The following is a 19,789-nucleotide window of genomic DNA, read 5'->3' as shown; positions in this document are numbered from 1 at the left end:
CGGCGCGGGTCATCCGGAAGGCCGTGCGCTCCCTCGGCGACGTTCAGGCCGAGACCAGGGACTGCTCGACGTGGAACACCCGCTGCATCACCGGACCAGAGGGGAGGTGCATCCCCTCGCTCGCACCGGAGAACCGCTGGAACAGATAGTAACCCAAGAGGAGCGCAGCCTCGCTCGCCGCCTCGAACTGGAAGCCGAGCGGTGCCGAGACAGGATCGCTCACCGTCCCGTCGAAATCCCAGATCTCGCCCTGGATGAAGCTGGGTACGGGCTGGCTTTGCCTGACGGCGCAGCACATCGTCGGGTTTCGCTTACGATGGAAGACGTTGAATGTTTCGCCCGTCATCACCGATTCGCTCCCGCGAAGATGATTCGTTAGGCTTTTGTTAACCATTTCCACGTCGCTTGTACAGCGAACCACACACCGGGGCCGCGGCGCCGCATCGCCGCGCCCTACGCGGCCGGGGAGCAGGCGTCGGCTTGCCGAGGAGGCAACGGCGTTCCGAGCGCCGCCCTTGCCATGTGACGGACGAGGGCGTCTCGTTGGGCCTGCCGGATGACGATCCAGGCGGCGGCGCGGGCATTGGCCGCGCGTAGCGCCCCGTTCGGATGGCCGTCACGCAACGCTCGCCAGGCCAGGGCACGAAACCATCTCGCGTTGGCGGCGGCCACGGCGCGCCGGCCTGCGAGGCCCTGGGGCTCGATCCGAGGTGGTGCTTGAAGGACAGGCATCGGCTCAATCCTGGACAGCCGACCGGGACTCGTCCGCAAATGGCACGAGGACGGGCGGCGCTTCCCGATATCGGCAACGCTGATGCCAGCGACGATGGACGAGATCGACGCGACGCCGGCAGGCGAACCGCAATGGCTGATCGCCTTGGTGGGCGCTTCGGCGGGCCGGATCTGTGACCGATGTCACACTCCGTCCGTCGCCTCATGCGGATCGCGGGATTTCGGCCGCGGGATCGTCGGTGTCCGACCCGATCCCCGCCATGCTGCGGCGACGCTCTCGAGGGGACCTCCGGCGCGGCTCGGCCGTTCTGCCGCACACGGACACGCCGAGGAGCCAGCGCGCAACGCCGGCCTGCCTGTCCGCGGAAGGCGTTCGTGCACAGGCTGCTGCTCGCCCGGCCTCGCGATGCCGCCCAGCCCTCGGGCGCGGTGCCTCAGGGCAGCGGCGGTGGCAGTGGCGGGAGCGGCGGCGGCCAACGCCGGGCGCTGCCGCGCGCAGCCGGGATGCGGTTCCCGTCGGGGCGATCGATGTCGGGGGGCCGTGACGGCGCTTCCTACCAGCGATAGGTCAGGGTTCCGAATACGCTGCGCCGGAAGCCTTCGAAGACGTAGCCCGTGTAGAAGCCGGAGGTGAAATACCGCTGATCGAACAGGTTGGTCGCGTTCACCGACAGGGTCGCCCCCTTCCACGAGGGGTCGATGCGGGCGAGATCGTAGCTGAGCGAGGCGTCGACCAGGGCGTAGCCCGGGACGTAGTCGACATTGGTCGCATCCGTGCGGGCGCCGACGTAGCGCACGCCCGCGCCCGCGCGGAAGCCGCCGAACGGCGATCCGATCGGGAAGGTGTAGTCCGCGAAGAGCGAGAGGGTGTTGGCCGGGGCGTTGGCGAGCCGGTTGCCGACGAGCGTCGGATCGGACGGGTTCCTGGTCACCTTCGTGTCGAGATGCGCGAAGCCGACGATGAGGTTGAAGCCTTCGAACAGGTTGGCCTTGCCCTCCAGTTCGAAACCCTTGGCCACCGCCTCGCCGGTCTGGATGAAGAAGCCGGGGTTCAGCGGATCCGCCAGCGGAATGTTGGTCTGCGTGATCTCGAAATACGAGGCGGTGTAGAGGGCGTTGCTGCCCGGGGGCTGCCATTTGACGCCGCCCTCCACCTGGGTCGCCTCCCGCGGGCTCAGCGCCGATCCGTCGGCGCGCTGCCCCGCGATCTGCGGGTTGAACGAGGTGGAGTAGGAGGCGTAGGGCACGACGCCGAAGTCGAACTCGTAGCCCAACCCCACGCGGTAGCTCAGGGCCGAGAAGCTCTGCTGGTCGATCGTGGTCCGGTTCAGCGTCGGCAAGGGCAGGTTCGGGAAGTTGAAGGTGCTGCGGATCTCCTGGTCGACCCAGTCATTGCGCAGGCTCCCCGTCAGGATGAAGCCGTTCCACCGCATCTGGTCCTGGGCGTAGAGGCCGGTCTGCTGCTGGAGCGCGCGGGCCGAGAAGTTCGTCCGCTGCGGGAAGGCGATCGCGAGGTTGTAGATCGGATTGTAGAGATCGATCAGGCGGTTGGCCGCGGCCGTGGGATAGCCGTTCGGGTAGGTGCGCGCGTCGCGGCGGTAGTAGTTCTGGAAGTCGACGCCGAAGACCACGTTGTGCTGGATGTCGAGCGTCGCGAACTGGCCCTCGACGTGGTTGTCGGCGAGCAGCCCCTGGCTCGATTGATCCCTGAGATAGGGAAAGACCGAGACGGCGAGGAAGCTCGCGGGGGTCGTGGCCGGGGATGCGCCGACGGCATCGAATTTCGAGGTGGTCTCGAAGGCCCGGAAGGCCGAGTGCAGGAGCCATCCGGGCGCGAAGGTATGGTCGAGGACGTAGCCGATCTCCTTGTTCTCGAGGAAGCCCGTGTTGAAGTTCGGTTGTCCGACGAAGAGGTCGCGCTGGTAGAAGCCCCGGCTGCTCGGGATGATCGAGCCGACGATCGGCAGGCTCTGCTCGGAGCCCCCGCCGCGGAACTCGGCGTATTTGGCCAGCACCGTCAGCGAGGTGTCGGCATCCGGCCGCCACGTCACGGCCGGGGCGATGAAGGTGCGGTCGTCCGGCGTGTAGCGGAACTGGCTGTCGGCGTTCCGGATGAGGCCGGTGATCCGATAGGCGAATTGCGGTGCGCCCTCGACCGGCCCGGTCAGGTCGAAACCGGCCTGGATCCGATTTCGGTTGCCGCCCTGAAGGAACACCTCGTTGAAGGGCGTGAAGCTCGGGCGCTTCGACACGAGGTTGATGATGCCGCCGGGCTGGCCGGCACCGTAGAGCACCGAGATCGGGCCCTTGATCACGTCGATGCGCTCGTAGGCGTAGGGCTCGACGTTCTGGTCGAACGAGTTGAAGCCGTAGCGCAACCCGTCCTCGTAGACATTGTCGAAATTGTTGGCGTTGAAGCCGCGCAGGGTGAAGGTCGGGCCGCCCTGTCCGCCGGGATAATCGACCGCCTGGATGTTGGGCGTGTAGGCGACGGCCGTGTTGAGGTCCTGCACGCCGCGGACGTCGAGCTCCTCGCGGGTGATGACGCTGACGGTGGCCGGTGTCTGCAGGATCGAGTCGTTGCCCTTCATGCCCGCGGTCGAGCGCGTCGCCACGAACCCCGTCGTGCCGAAGGTCGGCTGCTGCGCCTCGACCGACAGCTCGTCGAGCCTGACCGACCCGGCTTCCGCAGCCCCGGCCGCGCTCGGGGTGTTCGAGGTGCCCGGCGGCTTCGAGGCCTGCGCCTCGGCCGAACCGATCCCCGCAAGCAGGACCGCGATCGCGATGCCTGTCGGCAACGTGCGCTGGGCGCGCGGGATTCGGCGGCTGACGCCTTCCGTTGGAAGCATGATGCGAATACCGGTCATGTGGTCGCCACGACGCAACGATGGAAACTAATCTTGTTTCGCTGCTAGTCAGACGTGATTTCATCCGCAACGCCGGTGTTTTAGAGCCGGTATAAACTGGTCTAGATTCGAATCTTTCAAAGAAACGGGTCTGATCGCTTAAGTCTCTGCCCGGCAAGTTGCTTTTATCGAACCGATCGCGTCCGGACCCGGATCTCCCGCAGGGCGGCCGCGTTCCGGATGTGGGGATTGTGGCAAAACTGCAACTGAGCCTTGAGACCTGGGGGCTGGCGGGTTGTCCGCGCTCGGCCCGTCGGTTCAGCGCCGTCGCCAAGCGCGCCTGGGCACCCGCCGGCTGCCGCGCCGTCGGGGCCAACGCGCGGAGGACCGGGGACGGTTTCGACGGCACGTCGCCGGATCGACGCCAAGGCCCTGCGCGATTTGCGATTTTGAAGGGCATGCGAGGATCAGGCGCAGGCCCATCCGCGCCCATGAGGCCGTCCCATGAGGCCGCACGCATGAGGCCGGGGCACCGGGTGGCGCCCTCCGGCCGGTCGGTCGGTGCAGCCGCCGCCACGCGAGTGGCCGAACAAGGCCACCCGACCGTCCGGCATCCGGCGGCCCGTCGCAATCCCGCCTCCGTCGTCCCTTGTCATCGCACGGGGGATTGATCCGGCGAGGGATCTGATGAGACCGGAGGTTGCATCCTCGCCCCACGATCCCGGCCTCTCGAATAGCGGAACAGGAACGATGAGACGTCGCGCGGTCACGCTCCTCGTGGTGGGCCTGGTCATCCTGGGCTCGGCCGCCGCCGCGGCGGTGATCCACCTCCTGCTCGGGCTGCTCACCCTCAGCATCGCGGTGCCGGCGAACCCGGAGGGCCGGCGCGCCGCATCGGCCCTGGCGCAGGTCTTCGCGGCCGAGCACCCGCGCGTGCGGATCCGAACCGCGCCGGTGCCCGACCTCGCGGCCGCCGCGGCGTCGCTCGACACCCGCAGCAGCGATCTCGCCATCGTGCGCAGCGACGGGGCCGGCCAGAACAGCCAGACCCTCGCCATCCTGCGCCGCGACGCCGTGGTGTTCGTGGCCCCGGCCGGCCGCATCGACGGCGTGCGGGCGCTGCGCGGGCACGCCGTCGGCCTGCTCGACGGCCGGCCCCTCGATGCCAAGCTCCTGGATCTGATCCTCCAGCACTACGCCGTCCCGCCGGAGACCGTGCGGCGGCGCGTGTTCACCCTGGAGCAATTGCCGGAGGCCGTGCGGCGGCGGGAGGTCGACGTGCTCTTCGTCGTGGCGCCGGCCGCGAGCGGGGCGTGGCTCTCGCTCTACGCGGCCCTGCGGAAGGGCGGCGAGGACCGGCCGAGGACCTTCGAGATCGACGAGGCTGCGGCCATCGCCAAGGAGCAGCCCGTCCTGGAGACCCTCGACGTCCCCAAGGGCACCTTCCAGGGCTCGCTGCCGTCGCCCGGCGACGACATCACGACGCTGTCGGTGAGCTACCGGCTGGCCGCCACCGCCGCGATGCCGGACTGGTTGGCCGGCGAGATCACCCGCGAGGTCCTGACGGACAAGTCCAGGCTCGCGGCCCTCGACAGGGATTTGGCCGGCATCGAGGCACCGGACCCGGATGACAAGACGCAGGCGCTGCCGATCCACACCGGCACCGCGGCCTACCTCTCCGGCAACCTGCCGAGCTTGTCCGACCAGATGCAGAACGCGGTCTACTGGCTGGGGCTGGTGGCGAGCGGCATGGCCTCGATGGGCGCGGCGGGGGCCGCCCTGTACCAGCGCCTGCGCCCGCGCCAGCCGCCGACCCGCGTCATGCGGCTCCTGGAGATCTGGCTGGCCGTGCCCGATGCGGAGCCGCGCGCGCTGGACGACCTCGTCGCCGAGGCGGACGCGATCGCGGCGGCGGCGATCCGGGCCGAGGCGCTCGGGCGTGCGGAGAGCACGGAGATGCGCCTCGTCACCCTCCTCGTGTCGCATGTGCGCGAGGCCGTGCGGCGGTGCCGGATGCCGGCGCGGGAGCATCCGCAGGAGCGCGAGGCGGCCTCCGCGACCGCACGGTGAGCGAGGATCGATGCTCCCTGTCGTCGCGGCCGTCGCAGCCGGACCTCGGAGCCTGCGCGAGCGGATCCGGCGGATGGCGCGCGGCCGTCTCCGCGCGCCGGGGCCGGCCGCGCCGTCGCGCCCCGGTTCCGGACACATGCGGGCAACGCTCGCCCCCCATGCTGCTGCGCGCACCCCGGCGACGCACCGGGGCGGCAGCCACCGGTCGCGCGCGCTTTCCCCTCAACACGGCGACGCGCGGCCGGTGGCCATGGTGCCCTGCTCGGCCGCCAGGCCGCGATGCCGGAACGCGTGCGGGGACGGGCGGCGCGGCAATCCCGGGCCGACGCTCGGGGGCCTGTGCCGATCCGCGGATGGGCGGAGGAGGCCGCCGGTCCGGTCGCCGTCCGGCGTCGAACTCCGGCGGGCCGCGGCGTGTCCGGGCGCACGGGGATGCGGCCGGCCCGGGCCGGCTCAGGTGAGGATCCGCACAGCGTCACGGCCCCGTCTGGGCCACATCTCGCCGCGTCTCCCCGGAGGACCGGATCATGTCGGACGTCCACGATCAGCTCGTTGCAGCGCTCCGCGTCATCGTCGCCCAGAACGCCGACGCCCACGCGCTCGTCGTCCACGCGCTCGAGGATGTCGAGCGCGAGGCGCCGGCCCCGCAGGTGCCGGCCGACGCCGAGGTGCCGGGCCCCTACGCGCCGAACCCCTGGTCGATGTACGCCGGGCGGACGCACTGAGCCCGCCGCCCGCGATCGGCACGGCGACCTGCCCGGGCATCGCGCGGGTGCCGGCGGGGGCCCTGCCACCACGGGGCGCCCGATCTCCCCGAAGGAGCGGCCGATCCGCATCGTGGTGCCGGGCAGCGCCGCGACGTCCGCGCCGGCCGGTCTCGGGTGCCGGGGTCGGCATCGCCGCGGCCCGGGCACGAAAAAGCCCCGCCGGGAACCCGGCAGGGCCGATCGTCAACCGGGCTGCGGAAAGCCCTTGAAACGCGGCGTCGGCGCGCTCAGGCGGCGCGGGCCGCGGCCGCCAGGGCATTCTCGTTGCCGGCGAAGGCGGGCTTGGCTGCGATGGGCTTGGCCGGGCCGGACGCGGCCCCGTTGAGGGCGACGAGCTCGCCGGCCGCGGCGGACGCGTCGGTCTTCGGGCCGAGGCGGTCGGCCAGGACGGCGACCAGGGCGACGTTGACGGCGCCGGCAGCGACGGTGGCGAGGATGAGAGCGATCATGGTGCGGATCCCGTGAGGCGTTTGCGTTGCAGCATTCATGACAGCCCGCGCCCCGTTTTGGCATACCAGATCCCACATTCCAGTCATGCAGAGCGCGCATGCGATGGCGCGTCAGGACGCCGAGACCTGTCTTCCTTGCATTATGGTGCTTGAGCGGACGTGATCCCGGCGCGCTATTCTGCAGCCCGCGGGGACAGGGTCCGGATCACCCTGGCCCGTGGCGCCCGGATCCCGTCGGACCGGCCGGGAACCTGCCCGATGCCGGCGCGTCGTCGTTGCAGGCCGCACACCAAACCAGGAGGGCCGCCATGCGCGCGCCAACACTCGTCGCCTTCGCGCTTCTCGGTGCCGCCGCGGCGGCCTCGTCCGCCCCGGCCCTGGCCCAGGGCGCGCCGAGCTCGAACCTCAACAGCATCAACAATTCCCTGGCCGGGCAGGCGCAGGGCACGGCGAGCCAGCAGCAGCAGACCTCGGGCGCCAACACCCGGATGATGCAGAACAACCGCAATCGGATGACGCAGCCGGCCCCGACCGGGGCGACCGGCACGATCGTGGCACCCGCGCGCCGCTAGGCCGCCTCGCGGACGGGTCAGGACGGGAGGCGTCTGGGAGGCGCCGGGAACCGGGTGCCGGCCCGGCGGATCACTCCGCGTCGGGCGCGACCTCCGCCGGATCCGGAACGGGGGCGGGCCGCGTCCGCCTGCCGCGGGCCGGGGCCGGCCCGCATTCCGCGCAGACCGAGGCGGTGACGCGCCGCACCTCGGAATCGAAGCGCTTGTTGCGCTGGTCCTGCGCCCGCTGCTCCTTGGCGGCGCGGGCCTCGACCGTCGCGGTCGGGCCGGAATGGATCGCTTCCGCCTGCGCCACGGCGGTGCGGGCCGGCGCGCCGCCGGGCGCCATCGCCATCATGTGGCCGAGGCCGGCGGCCGGGACGGGCTGCTCGGGATCGGCCGAGGCGAGGGCCGAGCCGCTGACGGAGCGCCGCGCGGGCGGGGTGTCGGGCGGGGCCTCGTAGGTCGCCGCCCGGGTGGAGACCCGGGCCTGGATCGCGTCCGCCCGCGACAGGGCGGCGTAGGGATCGACCCCGGCGACGCGGGACGGGGCATTGGCCTGCGGCAGGAGTTGCCCCGGCATGGCGGCGGCCGGCTCCGGCGGCGCGGCCTGTGCCAGGGCGGCCGGGGCCACGCCCGGTGCGCCGCCGCGGCCGAGGGCCAGCGGATCGGAATCGGTGCTGATGCAGCCGCCGAGGAGCAGAATCGGCAGCGCTGCGACGAGTAACGACTTCACCATGAGCCCCCGTTCCGAGGCGCGAGACGGCGCAGCGAACCGCTTCCGCACGCGAAGACCCAGCAATACCCGATCACTCGCGCGCAAAATATGGCGCCGCGCGGGGGGCGGGGCGCGAAATTTCCGCGGTCGCGCCGGCGGCCCCGGACGGGGAGGGCCGGCCGCCCGATCACAGCAGCAGCCAGGCCGCCACGCCGTAGGTGATCGGCGGCAGCAGCAGGAGGAACAGCAGGAGGCCGATGCGGTGCGCCGAGCTGAGGGTCATGGGCGGGCGTGGGAGCAGGAGGGCAGGGCGATTGGGCAGGGTGAGGATTCAAGACGGGGATTCGGGCGGGTGGCGGTCGGCGCAACGGGGCCGCGGCGAATCACCCGCGGCTGCGGTGCCGCCGCGCCGGCGCAGCCGGTCCCGCGGGTCAGGCATCGGTGATCACGGCGTCGAGGGCGATGTCGTGGGGCTGGGGGTAGATCGTCTCCAGCTGCCCCAGCGCGAAGCCGACCCCGAGGGTGCGCGGCCGCGCCGGCATCGCCGCGATGGTGCGGTCGTAGAAGCCGCCGCCGTAGCCGAGGCGGTAGGTCCGGCGATCGAAGCCGACGAGGGGCACGATCAGCAGGTCGGGCTGGACGGTGTCGCCGGCCTCCGGCACCGGGATGTTCCAGACGCCCTCCGTCATCAGGCTCCCGGGCGCCCAGGCGCGGAAGACCAGGGGGCGCCCGCGCTCGACGATCACCGGCAGGGCGAGGTGGGCGCCGCGCTCGCGCAGCGCGGCCAGGAGGCCCCGCGGGTCGTACTCGCCGCGGAAGGGCCAGTAGAAGCCGATCAGCCGGCTGGGCCGGGCCTCGAGGGCGGCGGCGAGGGCCCGGTCGATCCGCTCGCTCCGGGCGGCACGGTCCGGGGCCGGGATTGCGATGCGCTCGGCGATCAGCCGGGTCCGCGTCGCCTTGCGCCAGTCGCGGATCGCGGGCCAGTCCGCGTCCGGGTCCGGGGGGGCCGGATCGTGGTCCGGGGCCTTGGTCAGGTCATCCATCGCGCCGCTCCCATCCCGCCTCTGCGCCCTGCGCGACCGCTTCGTGCGCTCGCAAGCGCCCGCCCGCGACCCGAGGGGCTCCCTATTGTCCGCCGAAGGCCCGCAAGGGCCGCCCCGCCTCCGAGCGGTGCGCCATGACGGCGGCCCCGGCCGCGTCGTCGATCGCGGCGAGCCGCGGTCCCACCGCCGCATGCAGGGACATCTCGCCCCGGTCCAGCACGAGGTTGACCCGCTCGCACCACTCGGCCTCCGCGGCGCCGGACGCCTCCGCCTCCCGGACGGCCTCGACCACGATGCCGCGCACGTCCTCGAGGAGCTGGGGCGTCAGCGGCGGCCGGGTCTGGGCCGCGTAGGCGTCGGCGATGATCCGGCCCCATTCCTCGGCGGATCGACTCGGGTGCGCACTCATCGGCCCTCACCTCGCCGTGCGGCGCGGGGAAAACGCCCCGGCATCGAGGCCGCCAGCCGCGGCCGATCCGGGCAGCCTAGCACCGGCGGCGGGCCTGACAACGTCGCGGCGCATACGCAGGGTGCCGGCGGCGAGGCGCCGCCGCGGGCGAAGAGGCGCCGCCGCGGGCGCAACCTCGGTTTAAGCAGTTCCGCCTACGGTGGACGTCGTTCCTCGGAACCACAGGGATGCGCTGGGCCACGCGATGCGAAACGATCCGGGTTCAGTCGAGGCGGGGCGCTCCCTCCGGCAACACAAGCGGCTCTACGAGCAGGCCGCCCGGCTCGTCCGGATGGGCGCCTGGGAATGCGATCTCGCCACCGAGCGGCTGACCTGGACGGCGGGGGTCTACGATCTCTTCGGGCTCCCGGCCGGCGCCCGCCTGACCCGGTCCGCGATCGTCGACCGCTACGCCGAGGCGTCGCGGCGCGAGCTGGAGCTGGTGCGGGCCGAGGCGATCCGGTTCGGCCGCGGCTTCGTCCTGGACAGCGAGATCCGGACCTGGCGCGGGGAGACCCGCTGGATCCGGATCACGGCCGACCTCGCCTTCGCGGAGGGCCGGCCGGTGCGCCTGTTCGGCGCCAAGCAGGACATCACGGGGGAACGCGAGGCCTGGCACCGCCTGCGCCAGCGCGCCGAGCACGATTCCCTGACCGGATTGGCCAATCGCGGCGTCTTCGACGCGCATTACCGCGCCATGGTCGCCGACGCGCGCGACCATGCGGGCGTCGCCGCCCTGGCGCTGATCGACCTCGATCACTTCAAGGCCGTCAACGACCGGCTCGGCCACGCCGCCGGGGACGAGTGCCTGCGGCAGGTCGCCCTCCGGCTGCAGCGCCTGTTCGGCGACGCGGTCCTGGTCGCCCGCATCGGCGGGGACGAGTTCGCCGTGCTGCTGCGAGGCCCCCTCGGGCCGGGCCGGATCGCCGCGATGCTCGCCCGCGCCTCCGCCGCCCTGTGCCAGCCGATCGCCTGGAACGGCGCCCGCCTGGCGATCGGGGCGTCGATCGGGGCGACGATCCTCGGCCGCCGCCGGGGCCGGGCCGGCTCGGAGGTGTTCGCGGAGGCCGATGCGGCCCTGTACGACGCGAAGGCGGCGGGCCGGAGCGCCGTCCGCATCTTCGGGGCGGTGTCCGCGCCGCACGAGACGCGCGCGCGCCGGAGCGTCGGCTGAACCCTGGCGCCGGGCGCGGGCGCAGGCCGCGACGCCTTCCTGCGCCATGTCCTTGCAACACCTCGCTGCGACGCCTGCCTGCGACGCCTGCCTGCGACGCCTCCCTGCGACACTTGGCTCCGACACCTCGGCGGCGAGGCCCTGCCGCGGCCCTCGATTCGGTGCGGCGCCGGCGGATCGCCGAGGCCCGGATTTTCAGGCATAGTGTCCTCCGCACGAGGCCGTGAGCGCCATCCGGGGAGGCATGCTGATGAGAGCCGATGATCGTTACGCGAGCCTGATCCCGATGGTCCGGGCGGTCCTCGAGACCATGGAGCAGGCGATCGCGGCCGACGAGCGATCGGCGGCCGACATGGCGCGCCTCGCCCACGACGCGGCGGGCCAGCCCGGCGGGGTCGGCGAGATCTTCGCGCAGGCGGGCCGCCACCACGCGGTGCGCGCCCTCGCGGCCCGCGGCCGGCGGGCGGCCCTCCTCGCCCAGTACGGCCTCGCGGCCCCGGACGGGGACGAGACGGATCCCTGAGCGCGCGCCGGCGACGCGGATCCCGCGCGGGCCACCGGCCCGGCGGACCCGGCACGCGAAACGCCGCCGGCATGCAGCGGGATCGCGCCTTCCGCGTTGACGCGCGGTGAGGGGGCCCGCGCCGGTCCCTCGCCCCGCCCCGAGCGCCGGTGCCGCCATGTTCGTCCTCGCGTGATGCCCCTCGCATGATCGCCCCTGCATGATCCTCCCGGCGCGGATCCCCGAAGCCGCCGGCGCGCCGCGCGCATGAGCGCCGCCCCGCCTCCGGGGTGGCGGGGCGCGGTCTTCCGCGCCCTGCGCCTGCTCACCCGCCCCGTCCGCCGGGCGCAGGGCGAGGACGGGCTCGTCCTCGAGCCCTATCGCGGCTACGGCTCGACGACCGAGGTCTTCCTGATCGGCCGCGCCTTCCGGCAATCCCGGCCGGACGGGGCCGGCGAGAGCGGCAGCCTGCGGGTGCTCCTGCGCGACGTCCGGCGCCGCATCACCCGCCGCCCGATCCGGGGGGCGGGCATCACCGCCCGCTTCGGCGGCTCCGAGGCCGCGGTGACGGCGGACCGGGACGGCTACTTCCGCATCCACCTGCATCCGCGCGCGGTTCCGCCGAGCCGGGACGGCTGGCACGCGGTCGATCTCACCCTCGCGGCCGACCCGCCGGTCCAGGCGCGGGGGCAGGTCTTCATCCCGCCGCCGCAATGCCGCTGCGTCGTGATCAGCGACATCGACGACACGGTGATGCGGACGGGCGTCGCCAACAAGCTCAAGATGCTCTGGCGCCTGTTCGTGGCCGACGCCGCGAGCCGCGTCGCCTTCCCGGGCGCCGCGGCCCTCTACCGGGCCCTGCACGCGGGCGCGGCGGGGGACGCGGCCAACCCGATGCTCTACGTCTCGCGGGCGCCCTGGGGCATCTACGAGATGCTCACTGAGTTCTTCCGCCAGCACGCGATCCCGGAGGGGCCGGTCCTGTTCCTGCGCGAGTGGGGCCTGTCCTGGCGCCACCCGCTGCCGCGCCGCGCGGAGGACCACAAGCGCGACCTGATCGGCCACATGCTGGGGCTCTACGCCGACCTGCCCTTCGTGCTGATCGGCGATAGCGGGCAGCACGATCCCGAGGTCTATGCCCGGATCGTGGCGGACCACCCGGGCCGGGTGGTCGCCGTCTACATCCGCAACGTGTCGCGGGACGCGGCCCGGATCCGCGAGATCGAGCGGCTCGCCGTCTCGGTCACGGCGGCGCGGAGCAGCCTCGTGCTGGCGGCCGACAGCGTGGCGATGGCCGAGCACGCCGCGGGGCTCGGGCTGATCGCCCCCGAGGCCGTCGCCGCGGTCGCGGCCGAGCGGCTGACGGCGGACGGGGCCGGACCGGCTGGAGAGATCGCCGGGCCGGCGCTGGAGCGCGTGCCGGGGGAGCGCCTGCGCGACGTCCTCGACGGCGCCCCGGAGCCGCCGAACGTGGTGATCGAGCCGGAGGGACGCAGCCCCCGGGTCGGGCCGGGGACGTAACCGCGCCGGATCCCGGCCGAATAGCCCGGGCATCGGCCAAGTGCGCTTCGGTGCGCCTCGGCGCGCTTCGGTGCGCGGGGCCCCGGAAGGGCGGTCGCGGAGGACCAGGCATGCGTGAGGGGATCGACGGGCACCGGCAGCCCCACCTGCCCGCCGGCGGAAGCGCATGAGTGCGGGCCTGCCGGAGAGCGCGGTCCCGGGCGTCGGGCCGCGAGGGCTGCAGCGGATCGTCCCGTCGCGTAAGACGGCGGGGATGCGCTACCAACGGCTCCGGTTCTGCTTCGTCGCGCCCCTGCTCGGGGCCCTGGCGGGCCTCCTCTACGCGTTCGTCTTCGCCGCCGACACGCTGACGGCCTCGGCCCTGCGCGGCGCCTTCATCGGCGCGCCGATCCTGCTCTACGAGCGCGGCGTCCTCGCCCCGCGCTGGCGCAACCGGATCCGGCAGGCCGCGACCCCGCTCTTCGCCGCCGCGACGCTGGCGACCTACGCGGTGATGATCGTCGTCGGCAACGCGATGGCCGGCACCGTGCTGAACCGCGTCTTCGGCCACATGCGCAGCGCCCGCGAGGCGATGATCATGTCCGAGACCGGCTTCGCCTACGCCCTCGGGGTCTCGGCCGTAATCGTGTTCGTGTTCCGCGTGCGCGACCTGATCGGCCCGAGCGTGTTCACCAACCTGCTGATCGGGCGCTACCATCGCCCGATCAGCGAGGAGCGGATCTTCCTGTTCCTCGACGTCGCCGGGTCGACGCGCTTCGCCGACCGGCACGGCGACCTCGCGGCCCAGGCCTATCTCGGGCAGATCTTCAACGCGCTCGCCCTGCCGGTGCGGCGCTCGGGCGGGTCGATCGACGACTATATCGGCGACATGGCCCTGGTCACCTGGACGCTGACGCGCGGCAGGCGGGACGCCGCCTGCCTGCGCTGCGTCCTCGACTTCGCCGCCACGATCGCCGCGGAGGCGGAGGCCTGGCAGGCCCGGTTCGGGCAGGTGCCGGAATTCCGCGCGGCCCTGCATTGCGGCTCGGTCGTCACCGCCGAGATCGGGTTCGAGCGCCACAAGATCGCGTATTTCGGCGACGTGGTGAACACCACGGCCCGGCTCGAGGCCCTGTCGAAATCCCTCGGGGCCGACCTGCTGGTCTCGGCCGACCTCCTCGCCTGCCTCGGCCCGCTCCCGGACGACCTCGTGGCGGAGGATCTCGGCACCCACGCCATCCGGGGGCGCGACGAGCCCCTCGCGGTGGCGACGGTGCGCCAGCGCTGAGCCCGGCGTTCGAGGGGAGCCGCGGCGGGCGCGGGCGTGCTAGAGGGCCCGGATGGCCCAAGAGTTCCCCGCCTCGCCCCCCGCCGACCGCGAGCCAGGCGCGCGCCCGGCCACGGGCGCCTACACGCTCCTGACCCTGACGGCCCTGATCTGGGCCGGCAACGCGGTGGCGGGCAAGTGGGCGGTCGGTCAGGTCTCGCCCTTCGCGCTGACGAGCCTGCGCTGGCTCGTCGCCTGCGCGGCCCTGATGCCCCTGGCCTGGCGGCAGGTCGCCCGCGAGGGGCGCCTGCTCCTGCCGAGCTGGCGCCGCATCCTGCTCATGGGCGGCTGCGGCTACACCGCCTTCAACGCCCTGTTCTACGTGGCGGGCGCCTATACGAGCGCGACCAACCTGACCCTGTTCCAGGGCTCGATCCCGATCGTGGTCCTGGCCTTCAGCTTCCTCGTCTACCGCACGCCGGTCGGGCTGATCCAGGGCATCGGGGTCCTGTTCACGCTCATGGGCGTCGCCCTCGCCGCCACCCACGGCGACCCCGAGGTGCTGCGCACCCTCGCGTTCAACCGCGGCGACCTGTTCATGCTCGTCGCCTGCCTGCTCTATGCCGGCTACACCGTGGCCCTGCGCTCGCGCCCGGCGGTGTCCGGGATGACCTTCTTCACGGCGCTCGCGGTGGCCGCCCTCCTGACCTCCCTGCCGCTCCTCGCCTTCGAATGGGCCACCGACCGCCTGATCTGGCCGACCCCCCTCGGCTGGGGGATCGTCGTCTTCGTGGGGCTCGGCCCCTCGCTGATCTCGCAGCTCTTCTTCATGCGCGGCGTCGAGCAGATCGGCCCGAACCGGGCGGGCGTGTTCGTGAACCTCGTGCCGGTCTTCGGGGCGTTCCTGGCCGTCGCCCTGGTGGGCGAGCCGTTCCGCCTCGACAACGCCCTGGCGCTGGTCCTCGTCCTCAGCGGCATCTTCATCGCGGAGCGCCTCGGGCGGCGCGGACGCACCTGACCCGGGGCGAGCTTCCCCGGGCCGGGGACCGGGCGGCGGCCGGGACGGCTCTCAGCCCGCGGCGGCGAGGCGGGAGAAGGACGCGATCAGGTTCTCGGCCTCCTCGGCCGAGAGGTCGCTGATGCACAGGCTCGCACCGACGAAGACCGTCCAGACGCCGTCATAGGTGGTTTCCGTGCGGATCTGCAGGGCAGCCCCCCTCGAGGACGGCGTTCACCGAGGGCGCCTGCATGGATCGGGCCACCGCCCGCCGGAGCGGGCCGGAACGGCGCCGGACCCGCGGGCCGGCCCCGGCGCGGGCCGCGGGTCCGGCGCCCGTCAGCCGCCGGCGGCGCGTCCCGCCGGGGCCTCGCCAAGGCCGGCCCGGAGGGCGGCGGCGCAGACCGTCATCGCCGGCAGGCCGCAGCGGGGGCAGGAACCGGACAGGCCGACGAAGCCGGAGGCGTGGACGCGCCCGCACCCCGCCGCGCAGGCGCCGCGCGGGCTGATCCGGACCCGGTAGAGGAACCGGCACTGGCCCTGGTACTGCATCGGGGCTTCCGCGCCGCGGCGGTCGATGCGTCCCGCGCGCATCAGCCCGCGCAGGTCCTCGCGCGCGACGAGCCGCCCGTCGGGGCGCCGGAAGACGTTGATCCAGTAGCCGCCCATCCGCCGCCGTCCGCCCCGCTCGCCGCCCCGGCGCAGGCCTGTTGGCATCCTGCATCCCATGACCGCGATGGCAAGCCGGCGGGCCCGCGCGCAAGGGAGCGTCCGAGAGGGCGTCCGAGAGGGTGTCCGCTCGAAGGATCGTCCGGCGAGAGGTCAGAAGCGGGCGGTGAGGAAGAGGCGGACGTTGCGGCCGGGCAGCAGGATCTCGTCCTTCTTGAACGAGGCGGAGTTGCGGATGTCGTCGTCGAGCAGGTTGCGTCCCTGCAGCCCGAGGGTGACCTCGCTCGCGCCGTAGACGGCCGGGTCGAGGGGCTTGGTGTAGCTGATCTCGGCGCGCAGGTCGTTCCAGCCCGGCGTCGTCGTCTCGAGGGGCGCGATGGCGGTATGCGCGAAGGCGTGCAGCAGGTTCACGCGGGCGAACCAGCCCTCGGCCCGCAGGAAGACGCCGCCCCCGACCCGGTAGGGCGGGATCCGGGGCACGTTGGTGCCGTCGTCGAACTGCGCCCGGACGAAGTCGAACTGGCCCTCGAGCCCGAACCAGCCGTTGCCGACCGGGATCGCATCGTACTGCGCCGCGATCTCGGCCCCGTAGAAGGTCGCGTTCTGCTGCTGGTAGACGATCTGGCGCAGCCCGTCGCCGCCGCCGCAGGAGGCGAAGTCGTCGCCGCAGAGGATGCCGGTGTAGTTCCGGTAGATGAAGCCGGTGTAGCGGGTGTAGTAGCCGGTCGCGTCGAGGCGCAGCGGACCCTCGGCCCGGCGCAGGCTCATCTCGACGGTGCGGGCCCGCTCCAGCTGCAGGTTCGGGTTGCCGATCTCGAAGGTGGCGGTGGCGTCGTGCGGCCCGAACGAGAACAGCTCGTAGCCGGTGGGGGCCCGCTCGACGTAGGAGCCGTTGAGGCTCGCCACGAAGCCGTCGGGCAGGTCCTGCAGGACGCCGAGGCTGAGGCTCTTCGGGGCGAAGCGCCGCGTCCGGGCGGTCTGCGCCGGGTCCTCGCCGGGGATCGGCAGGAAGTCGGCGGGGAACTGCGTGACGCTGCTGCTCAGGCGGTCCCCCTCGATGCGGCCGGCGGCCTGGACGCGCAGGCCGTGCCCGATCGCGAGCTGCTCGAACAGGTAGAGCGCGTCGGCCCGGCTCTCCGTCGGCGGCAGGAAGGATTCGAGCTGCGTCGTGATCACGCGCCGGCCGCTCTGCAGGCCGAGCGCCCCCGTGAGGGTGCCGAGCGCGGTGAAGACCGGCACGTGCTGGAGCTCGACCCGGCCCTCCGCCTCGCGGTTCTTGAACACCGCCTGGATGCCGTCGATCCCGGTCTCGCCGATGCCGATCTCGTCGTGGCGGTAGACCGAATAGCCGGCCCAGTAGCGGATCACCTCGAGGGGGCCGCTCGACGGCCGGTACTCGCCCCGCGACAGCACCCGGTCCTGGCGCGGGTCGAGGCGCGTGCGGTCCCGCTCCGCCTCGCCGCCCGGGATCTGGTAGAGCGCGTCCTCGTGGCTGAACGAGAGGCCGACGAAGCCGCGGTCGCCGATCGCCGAGATCCCGACCGCGCCGCCCTGGGCGGCGGTCGCGGCGTTGCGCTGGATGCCGCCGGGAATCGCGTAGCTGTCCGCCGCGGTCGCGAAGCCGTCGGCGTGGACGGCGATGCCGTCCCGTCCGGCATCGACCGTGGCGGCCCCGAGCCGGCCGTTGTCGACGCTCGAGAACCCCGTGGTGACCTGGCCGCTGAGGCCGTTCGGGGGCATGACGGTCGGCACGCGGTTGTTCTCGGCCGAGACCACGCCGCCGATCGCCCCGGAGCCGTAGCGCAGGGTCGCGGGGCCGCGGATGACCTCGATCCGGTCGTTGACCAGCGGGTTGACCGGCACCGCATGGTCCTCGCCGAGATCCGACACGCCGTTGTTGACGACGCCGTTCTCCTGGATGCGCACCCGGGCCTGGTCGAGCCCGCGGATGATCGGCCGCGAGGCCCCGCCGGGGGCGTAGGTCGAGGCGGAGATGCCGGGCCGGTCGAACAGGGCGTCGCCGAGGGTCCGCGGCTGGTCGCGCGCGATCTGGGCCTGGGTCGCCACCGTCACGGGGGCGTAGGTGCCCGTCACCACCGGCAGCACCCCGGGCGGAAAGGGCGAGCCGGTCCCCGGGCCGCCGCCCTCGCGGAGCGGCCCGATCGGGCTCGGCGAGGTGACCTGCAATTCTTCCAGCGTCACGGCCTGCTGGGCCGCGGCCGGTCCGGGGAGGCCGGTGAGCGCAAGGACCGCCAGGGCGGTGCCGGCGATGGGCGATGATCGACGCATGACGGTCCAAACGATGTTATATCGTTACATTAAGGACCGTCCGGCCGCTCCGTCGCAAGGCCCGAATCCGTCCCGGGGCTCGACGGCGCCGAGACGTAACATTGTTACAACAGCGGATGCGGGCGCCGCGCGGCCTGCGCCTCAGAGGGGCAGGCGGGGCCCGAACGGACCGGCGCAGGCCGGATTGCGGGGATGCCGGGACCAGGCCGGCTCGGGCAAGGCGCCGGCCGGCATGCCGCCGGGCAGAATGACCTCGGCCGAAATGCCGGCATCGTCCGGCATGATGGCCCCACCCGGCGCGGCGCCCGCGCGCAGGCCGTCCCGGGGCCAGACCCGAGCGGGGTTCGGGCGGACGCGGCTCCGGGCGCGCCGGCCGCGGCGGAGCGCGGGGCCGGCCGCGTCCCCGAGGGTGATCGGCTGGTCGCCCGGGGCCGTGAGCGCCGCGAGGGCGGGCGTCCCGGCCTCGGAGCCCGGGCCCGCGTTCTCGCGCAGGAAGGCCGTGATCCGCGGCACGATCTCGGTCCGGAAGCGGGAGCCGTTGAAGATGCCGTAATGCCCGGCGCCGAGCTGGAGGTGGTAGCGCTTCTTCGCCTCGGGCAGGTTCAGCGCGAGGTCGAGGGCCGCCCGGGTCTGGCCGATGCCCGTGATGTCGTCCTTCTCGCCCTCGATCGCCATCAGGGCGCAGCGGCGGATCGCCCCGAGATCGACGCGGGCGCCGTGGTGGCGCATCGCGCCCCGGGGCAGGGCATGGCTGATGAAGACCGTCTCGATCGTCTCGAGGTAGAATTCGGCGGTGAGGTCCATCACCGCGAGGTACTCGTCGTAGAAGGCGCGGTGCTTGGCCGCCGAATCGCCGTCCCCCTCGACGAGGTGGTTGAACAGGTCCCAGTGCGCCGACAGGTGCCGGTCGGCGTTCATGCCCATGAACCCGGCGAGCTGGAGGAAGCCCGGATAGACCGCGCGCCCCTGGCCGGGATGCCCCCACGGCACCGTGTGGATGCAGTGCCGCCGGAACCAGTCGAGGCCCCGCTCGGCCGCGAGCCGGCTGACGGCGGTGGGGGAGCGGCGCGTGTCGATCGGGCCGCCCAGGATGGTGGCGGAGCGGGGCACCAGCGGGTGGTCCTCGGCCTCCATCCGAGCGATGGCGGCGAGCACCGCCACGGCGGGCTGGCAGACCGCCATGACGTGGAGGTCCGGCCCCAGCGCCTCCATCATCGCCCGGCAGACGTCGATATAGGTGTCGAGGCCGAAGCGGCCGGCCGCGGCCGGCACCGCCCTGGCGTCGATCCAGTCGGTGATGAAGACCTGATGCGTGTCGAGGAAGGCCGCGACCGTGCCCCGCAGCAGGGTAGCGTGGTGGCCCGACATCGGGGCGACGAGGAGGAGCTTCGGCTGATCCGAAGGCTCGCCGAAGGCGACGACCCGGCAGAAGGGGTGCTCCCAGACCACGCGCTCGGTCGCGGGCAGGCCGAAGGCGGGCTTGGCGTAGGTCCGGGTCGCGCGCTCGAACATCTCGCACGAGGCCGCCAGAGCGCGGCCGCTATAGATGTAATTGAGAGGGTTGAAGGGATTCTCGCAGGCAAGCTTCGTCACGTCTGCGGCAATGCGGGCCGGGCTCAGCATAAGGTTCCACGTGTCCCGCATAGCGTACATCATGCAGCTACTCCTTGGAGTAGCCCGTCATTCAGACTCTCCGCTCCGGCATCATTGTGCACGGCAACGCCCGGCCTCGGCGAAAAGTTTCCTGAGGTGGCGGAATGTCCCGTC

The 19,789-nt window shown here is 72.9% G+C and carries 17 protein-coding genes; 8 read left to right on the top strand and 9 right to left on the bottom strand.

Going from position 1 to position 19,789, the window contains the following annotated elements; translation table 11 throughout:
- Positions 1-43: 43 nt before the first annotated feature.
- On the bottom strand, positions 44-346 hold the full coding sequence (locus tag F6X51_RS15910) for a hypothetical protein (protein WP_191970140.1): 303 nt from the start codon (positions 344-346) through the stop codon (positions 44-46).
- Positions 347-1,286: 940 nt separating this feature from the next.
- The gene (locus F6X51_RS15900) at positions 1,287-3,581 is read right to left on the bottom strand and encodes a TonB-dependent siderophore receptor (RefSeq protein ID WP_246696827.1); all 2,295 of its coding nucleotides are present in this window, start codon (positions 3,579-3,581) and stop codon (positions 1,287-1,289) included.
- A gap of 747 nt (positions 3,582-4,328) precedes the next feature.
- Here F6X51_RS15900 and F6X51_RS15895 point away from each other — a divergent pair.
- Both F6X51_RS15895 and F6X51_RS15890 read left to right on the top strand, forming a co-directional pair.
- The gene (locus F6X51_RS15895) at positions 4,329-5,648 is read left to right on the top strand and encodes a TAXI family TRAP transporter solute-binding subunit (RefSeq protein ID WP_150964663.1); all 1,320 of its coding nucleotides are present in this window, start codon (positions 4,329-4,331) and stop codon (positions 5,646-5,648) included.
- A gap of 527 nt (positions 5,649-6,175) precedes the next feature.
- Positions 6,176-6,373, top strand: coding sequence for a hypothetical protein (locus F6X51_RS15890; protein ID WP_150964662.1), 198 nt, complete (start codon positions 6,176-6,178; stop codon positions 6,371-6,373).
- Between the two features lie 269 nt (positions 6,374-6,642).
- On the opposite strand, the gene F6X51_RS15885 is transcribed toward F6X51_RS15890, so the two are convergent.
- Positions 6,643-6,864, bottom strand: coding sequence for a hypothetical protein (locus F6X51_RS15885; RefSeq protein WP_150964661.1), 222 nt, complete (start codon positions 6,862-6,864; stop codon positions 6,643-6,645).
- 308 nt (positions 6,865-7,172) lie between these two features.
- On the opposite strand from F6X51_RS15885, the gene F6X51_RS15880 reads away from it, so the two are divergent.
- On the top strand, positions 7,173-7,436 hold the full coding sequence (locus tag F6X51_RS15880; protein WP_150964660.1) for a hypothetical protein: 264 nt from the start codon (positions 7,173-7,175) through the stop codon (positions 7,434-7,436).
- A gap of 70 nt (positions 7,437-7,506) precedes the next feature.
- Here F6X51_RS15880 and F6X51_RS15875 read toward each other — a convergent pair whose 3' ends face one another.
- The 3 genes from F6X51_RS15875 to F6X51_RS15865 all read right to left on the bottom strand — a co-directional run bounded on the left by F6X51_RS15875 (position 7,507) and on the right by F6X51_RS15865 (position 9,585).
- On the bottom strand, positions 7,507-8,154 hold the full coding sequence (locus F6X51_RS15875) for a hypothetical protein (protein WP_150964659.1): 648 nt from the start codon (positions 8,152-8,154) through the stop codon (positions 7,507-7,509).
- 410 nt (positions 8,155-8,564) lie between these two features.
- On the bottom strand, positions 8,565-9,176 hold the full coding sequence (locus F6X51_RS15870) for a 5-formyltetrahydrofolate cyclo-ligase (protein WP_150964658.1): 612 nt from the start codon (positions 9,174-9,176) through the stop codon (positions 8,565-8,567).
- Between the two features lie 82 nt (positions 9,177-9,258).
- The gene (locus F6X51_RS15865) at positions 9,259-9,585 is read right to left on the bottom strand and encodes a hypothetical protein (RefSeq protein ID WP_150964657.1); all 327 of its coding nucleotides are present in this window, start codon (positions 9,583-9,585) and stop codon (positions 9,259-9,261) included.
- A gap of 244 nt (positions 9,586-9,829) precedes the next feature.
- On the opposite strand from F6X51_RS15865, the gene F6X51_RS15860 reads away from it, so the two are divergent.
- From F6X51_RS15860 to F6X51_RS15840, 5 genes are all read left to right on the top strand, one after another.
- Positions 9,830-10,798 (top strand): GGDEF domain-containing protein, encoded by a 969-nt coding sequence (locus F6X51_RS15860; RefSeq protein WP_150964656.1) that lies wholly within the window; start codon positions 9,830-9,832, stop codon positions 10,796-10,798.
- A gap of 250 nt (positions 10,799-11,048) precedes the next feature.
- Positions 11,049-11,321 carry a hypothetical protein gene (locus tag F6X51_RS15855; RefSeq protein ID WP_150964655.1) on the top strand — a complete coding sequence of 91 codons (273 nt, stop codon included), beginning with the start codon at positions 11,049-11,051 and terminating at the stop codon, positions 11,319-11,321.
- A gap of 246 nt (positions 11,322-11,567) precedes the next feature.
- Positions 11,568-12,821 (top strand): App1 family protein, encoded by a 1,254-nt coding sequence (locus tag F6X51_RS15850; protein WP_150964654.1) that lies wholly within the window; start codon positions 11,568-11,570, stop codon positions 12,819-12,821.
- A 253-nt stretch (positions 12,822-13,074) separates the two neighbouring features.
- Positions 13,075-14,088, top strand: a complete 1,014-nt coding sequence (locus tag F6X51_RS15845) for an adenylate/guanylate cyclase domain-containing protein (protein ID WP_150964653.1) — start codon at positions 13,075-13,077, stop codon at positions 14,086-14,088.
- Between the two features lie 52 nt (positions 14,089-14,140).
- Positions 14,141-15,085 carry a DMT family transporter gene (locus F6X51_RS15840; RefSeq protein WP_150964652.1) on the top strand — a complete coding sequence of 315 codons (945 nt, stop codon included), beginning with the start codon at positions 14,141-14,143 and terminating at the stop codon, positions 15,083-15,085.
- Between the two features lie 318 nt (positions 15,086-15,403).
- Here F6X51_RS15840 and F6X51_RS15835 read toward each other — a convergent pair whose 3' ends face one another.
- The 3 genes from F6X51_RS15835 to F6X51_RS15825 form a co-directional block, all read right to left on the bottom strand.
- Positions 15,404-15,781, bottom strand: coding sequence for a hypothetical protein (locus F6X51_RS15835; protein WP_150964651.1), 378 nt, complete (start codon positions 15,779-15,781; stop codon positions 15,404-15,406).
- 105 nt (positions 15,782-15,886) lie between these two features.
- Positions 15,887-18,022, bottom strand: a complete 2,136-nt coding sequence (locus F6X51_RS15830) for a TonB-dependent receptor (RefSeq protein WP_150964650.1) — start codon at positions 18,020-18,022, stop codon at positions 15,887-15,889.
- Positions 18,023-18,163: 141 nt separating this feature from the next.
- Positions 18,164-19,678, bottom strand: coding sequence for a polyhydroxyalkanoate depolymerase (locus F6X51_RS15825; protein ID WP_246696826.1), 1,515 nt, complete (start codon positions 19,676-19,678; stop codon positions 18,164-18,166).
- Positions 19,679-19,789 lie beyond the last annotated feature (111 nt).

The sequence above is a fragment of the Methylobacterium planeticum genome, from assembly GCF_008806345.1.
In the GTDB taxonomy this organism is placed as follows: domain Bacteria; phylum Pseudomonadota; class Alphaproteobacteria; order Rhizobiales; family Beijerinckiaceae; genus Methylobacterium; species Methylobacterium planeticum.
Note: the sequence above shows the minus strand (reverse complement) of the source record. Positions and strands in the feature narration are given on the sequence as shown.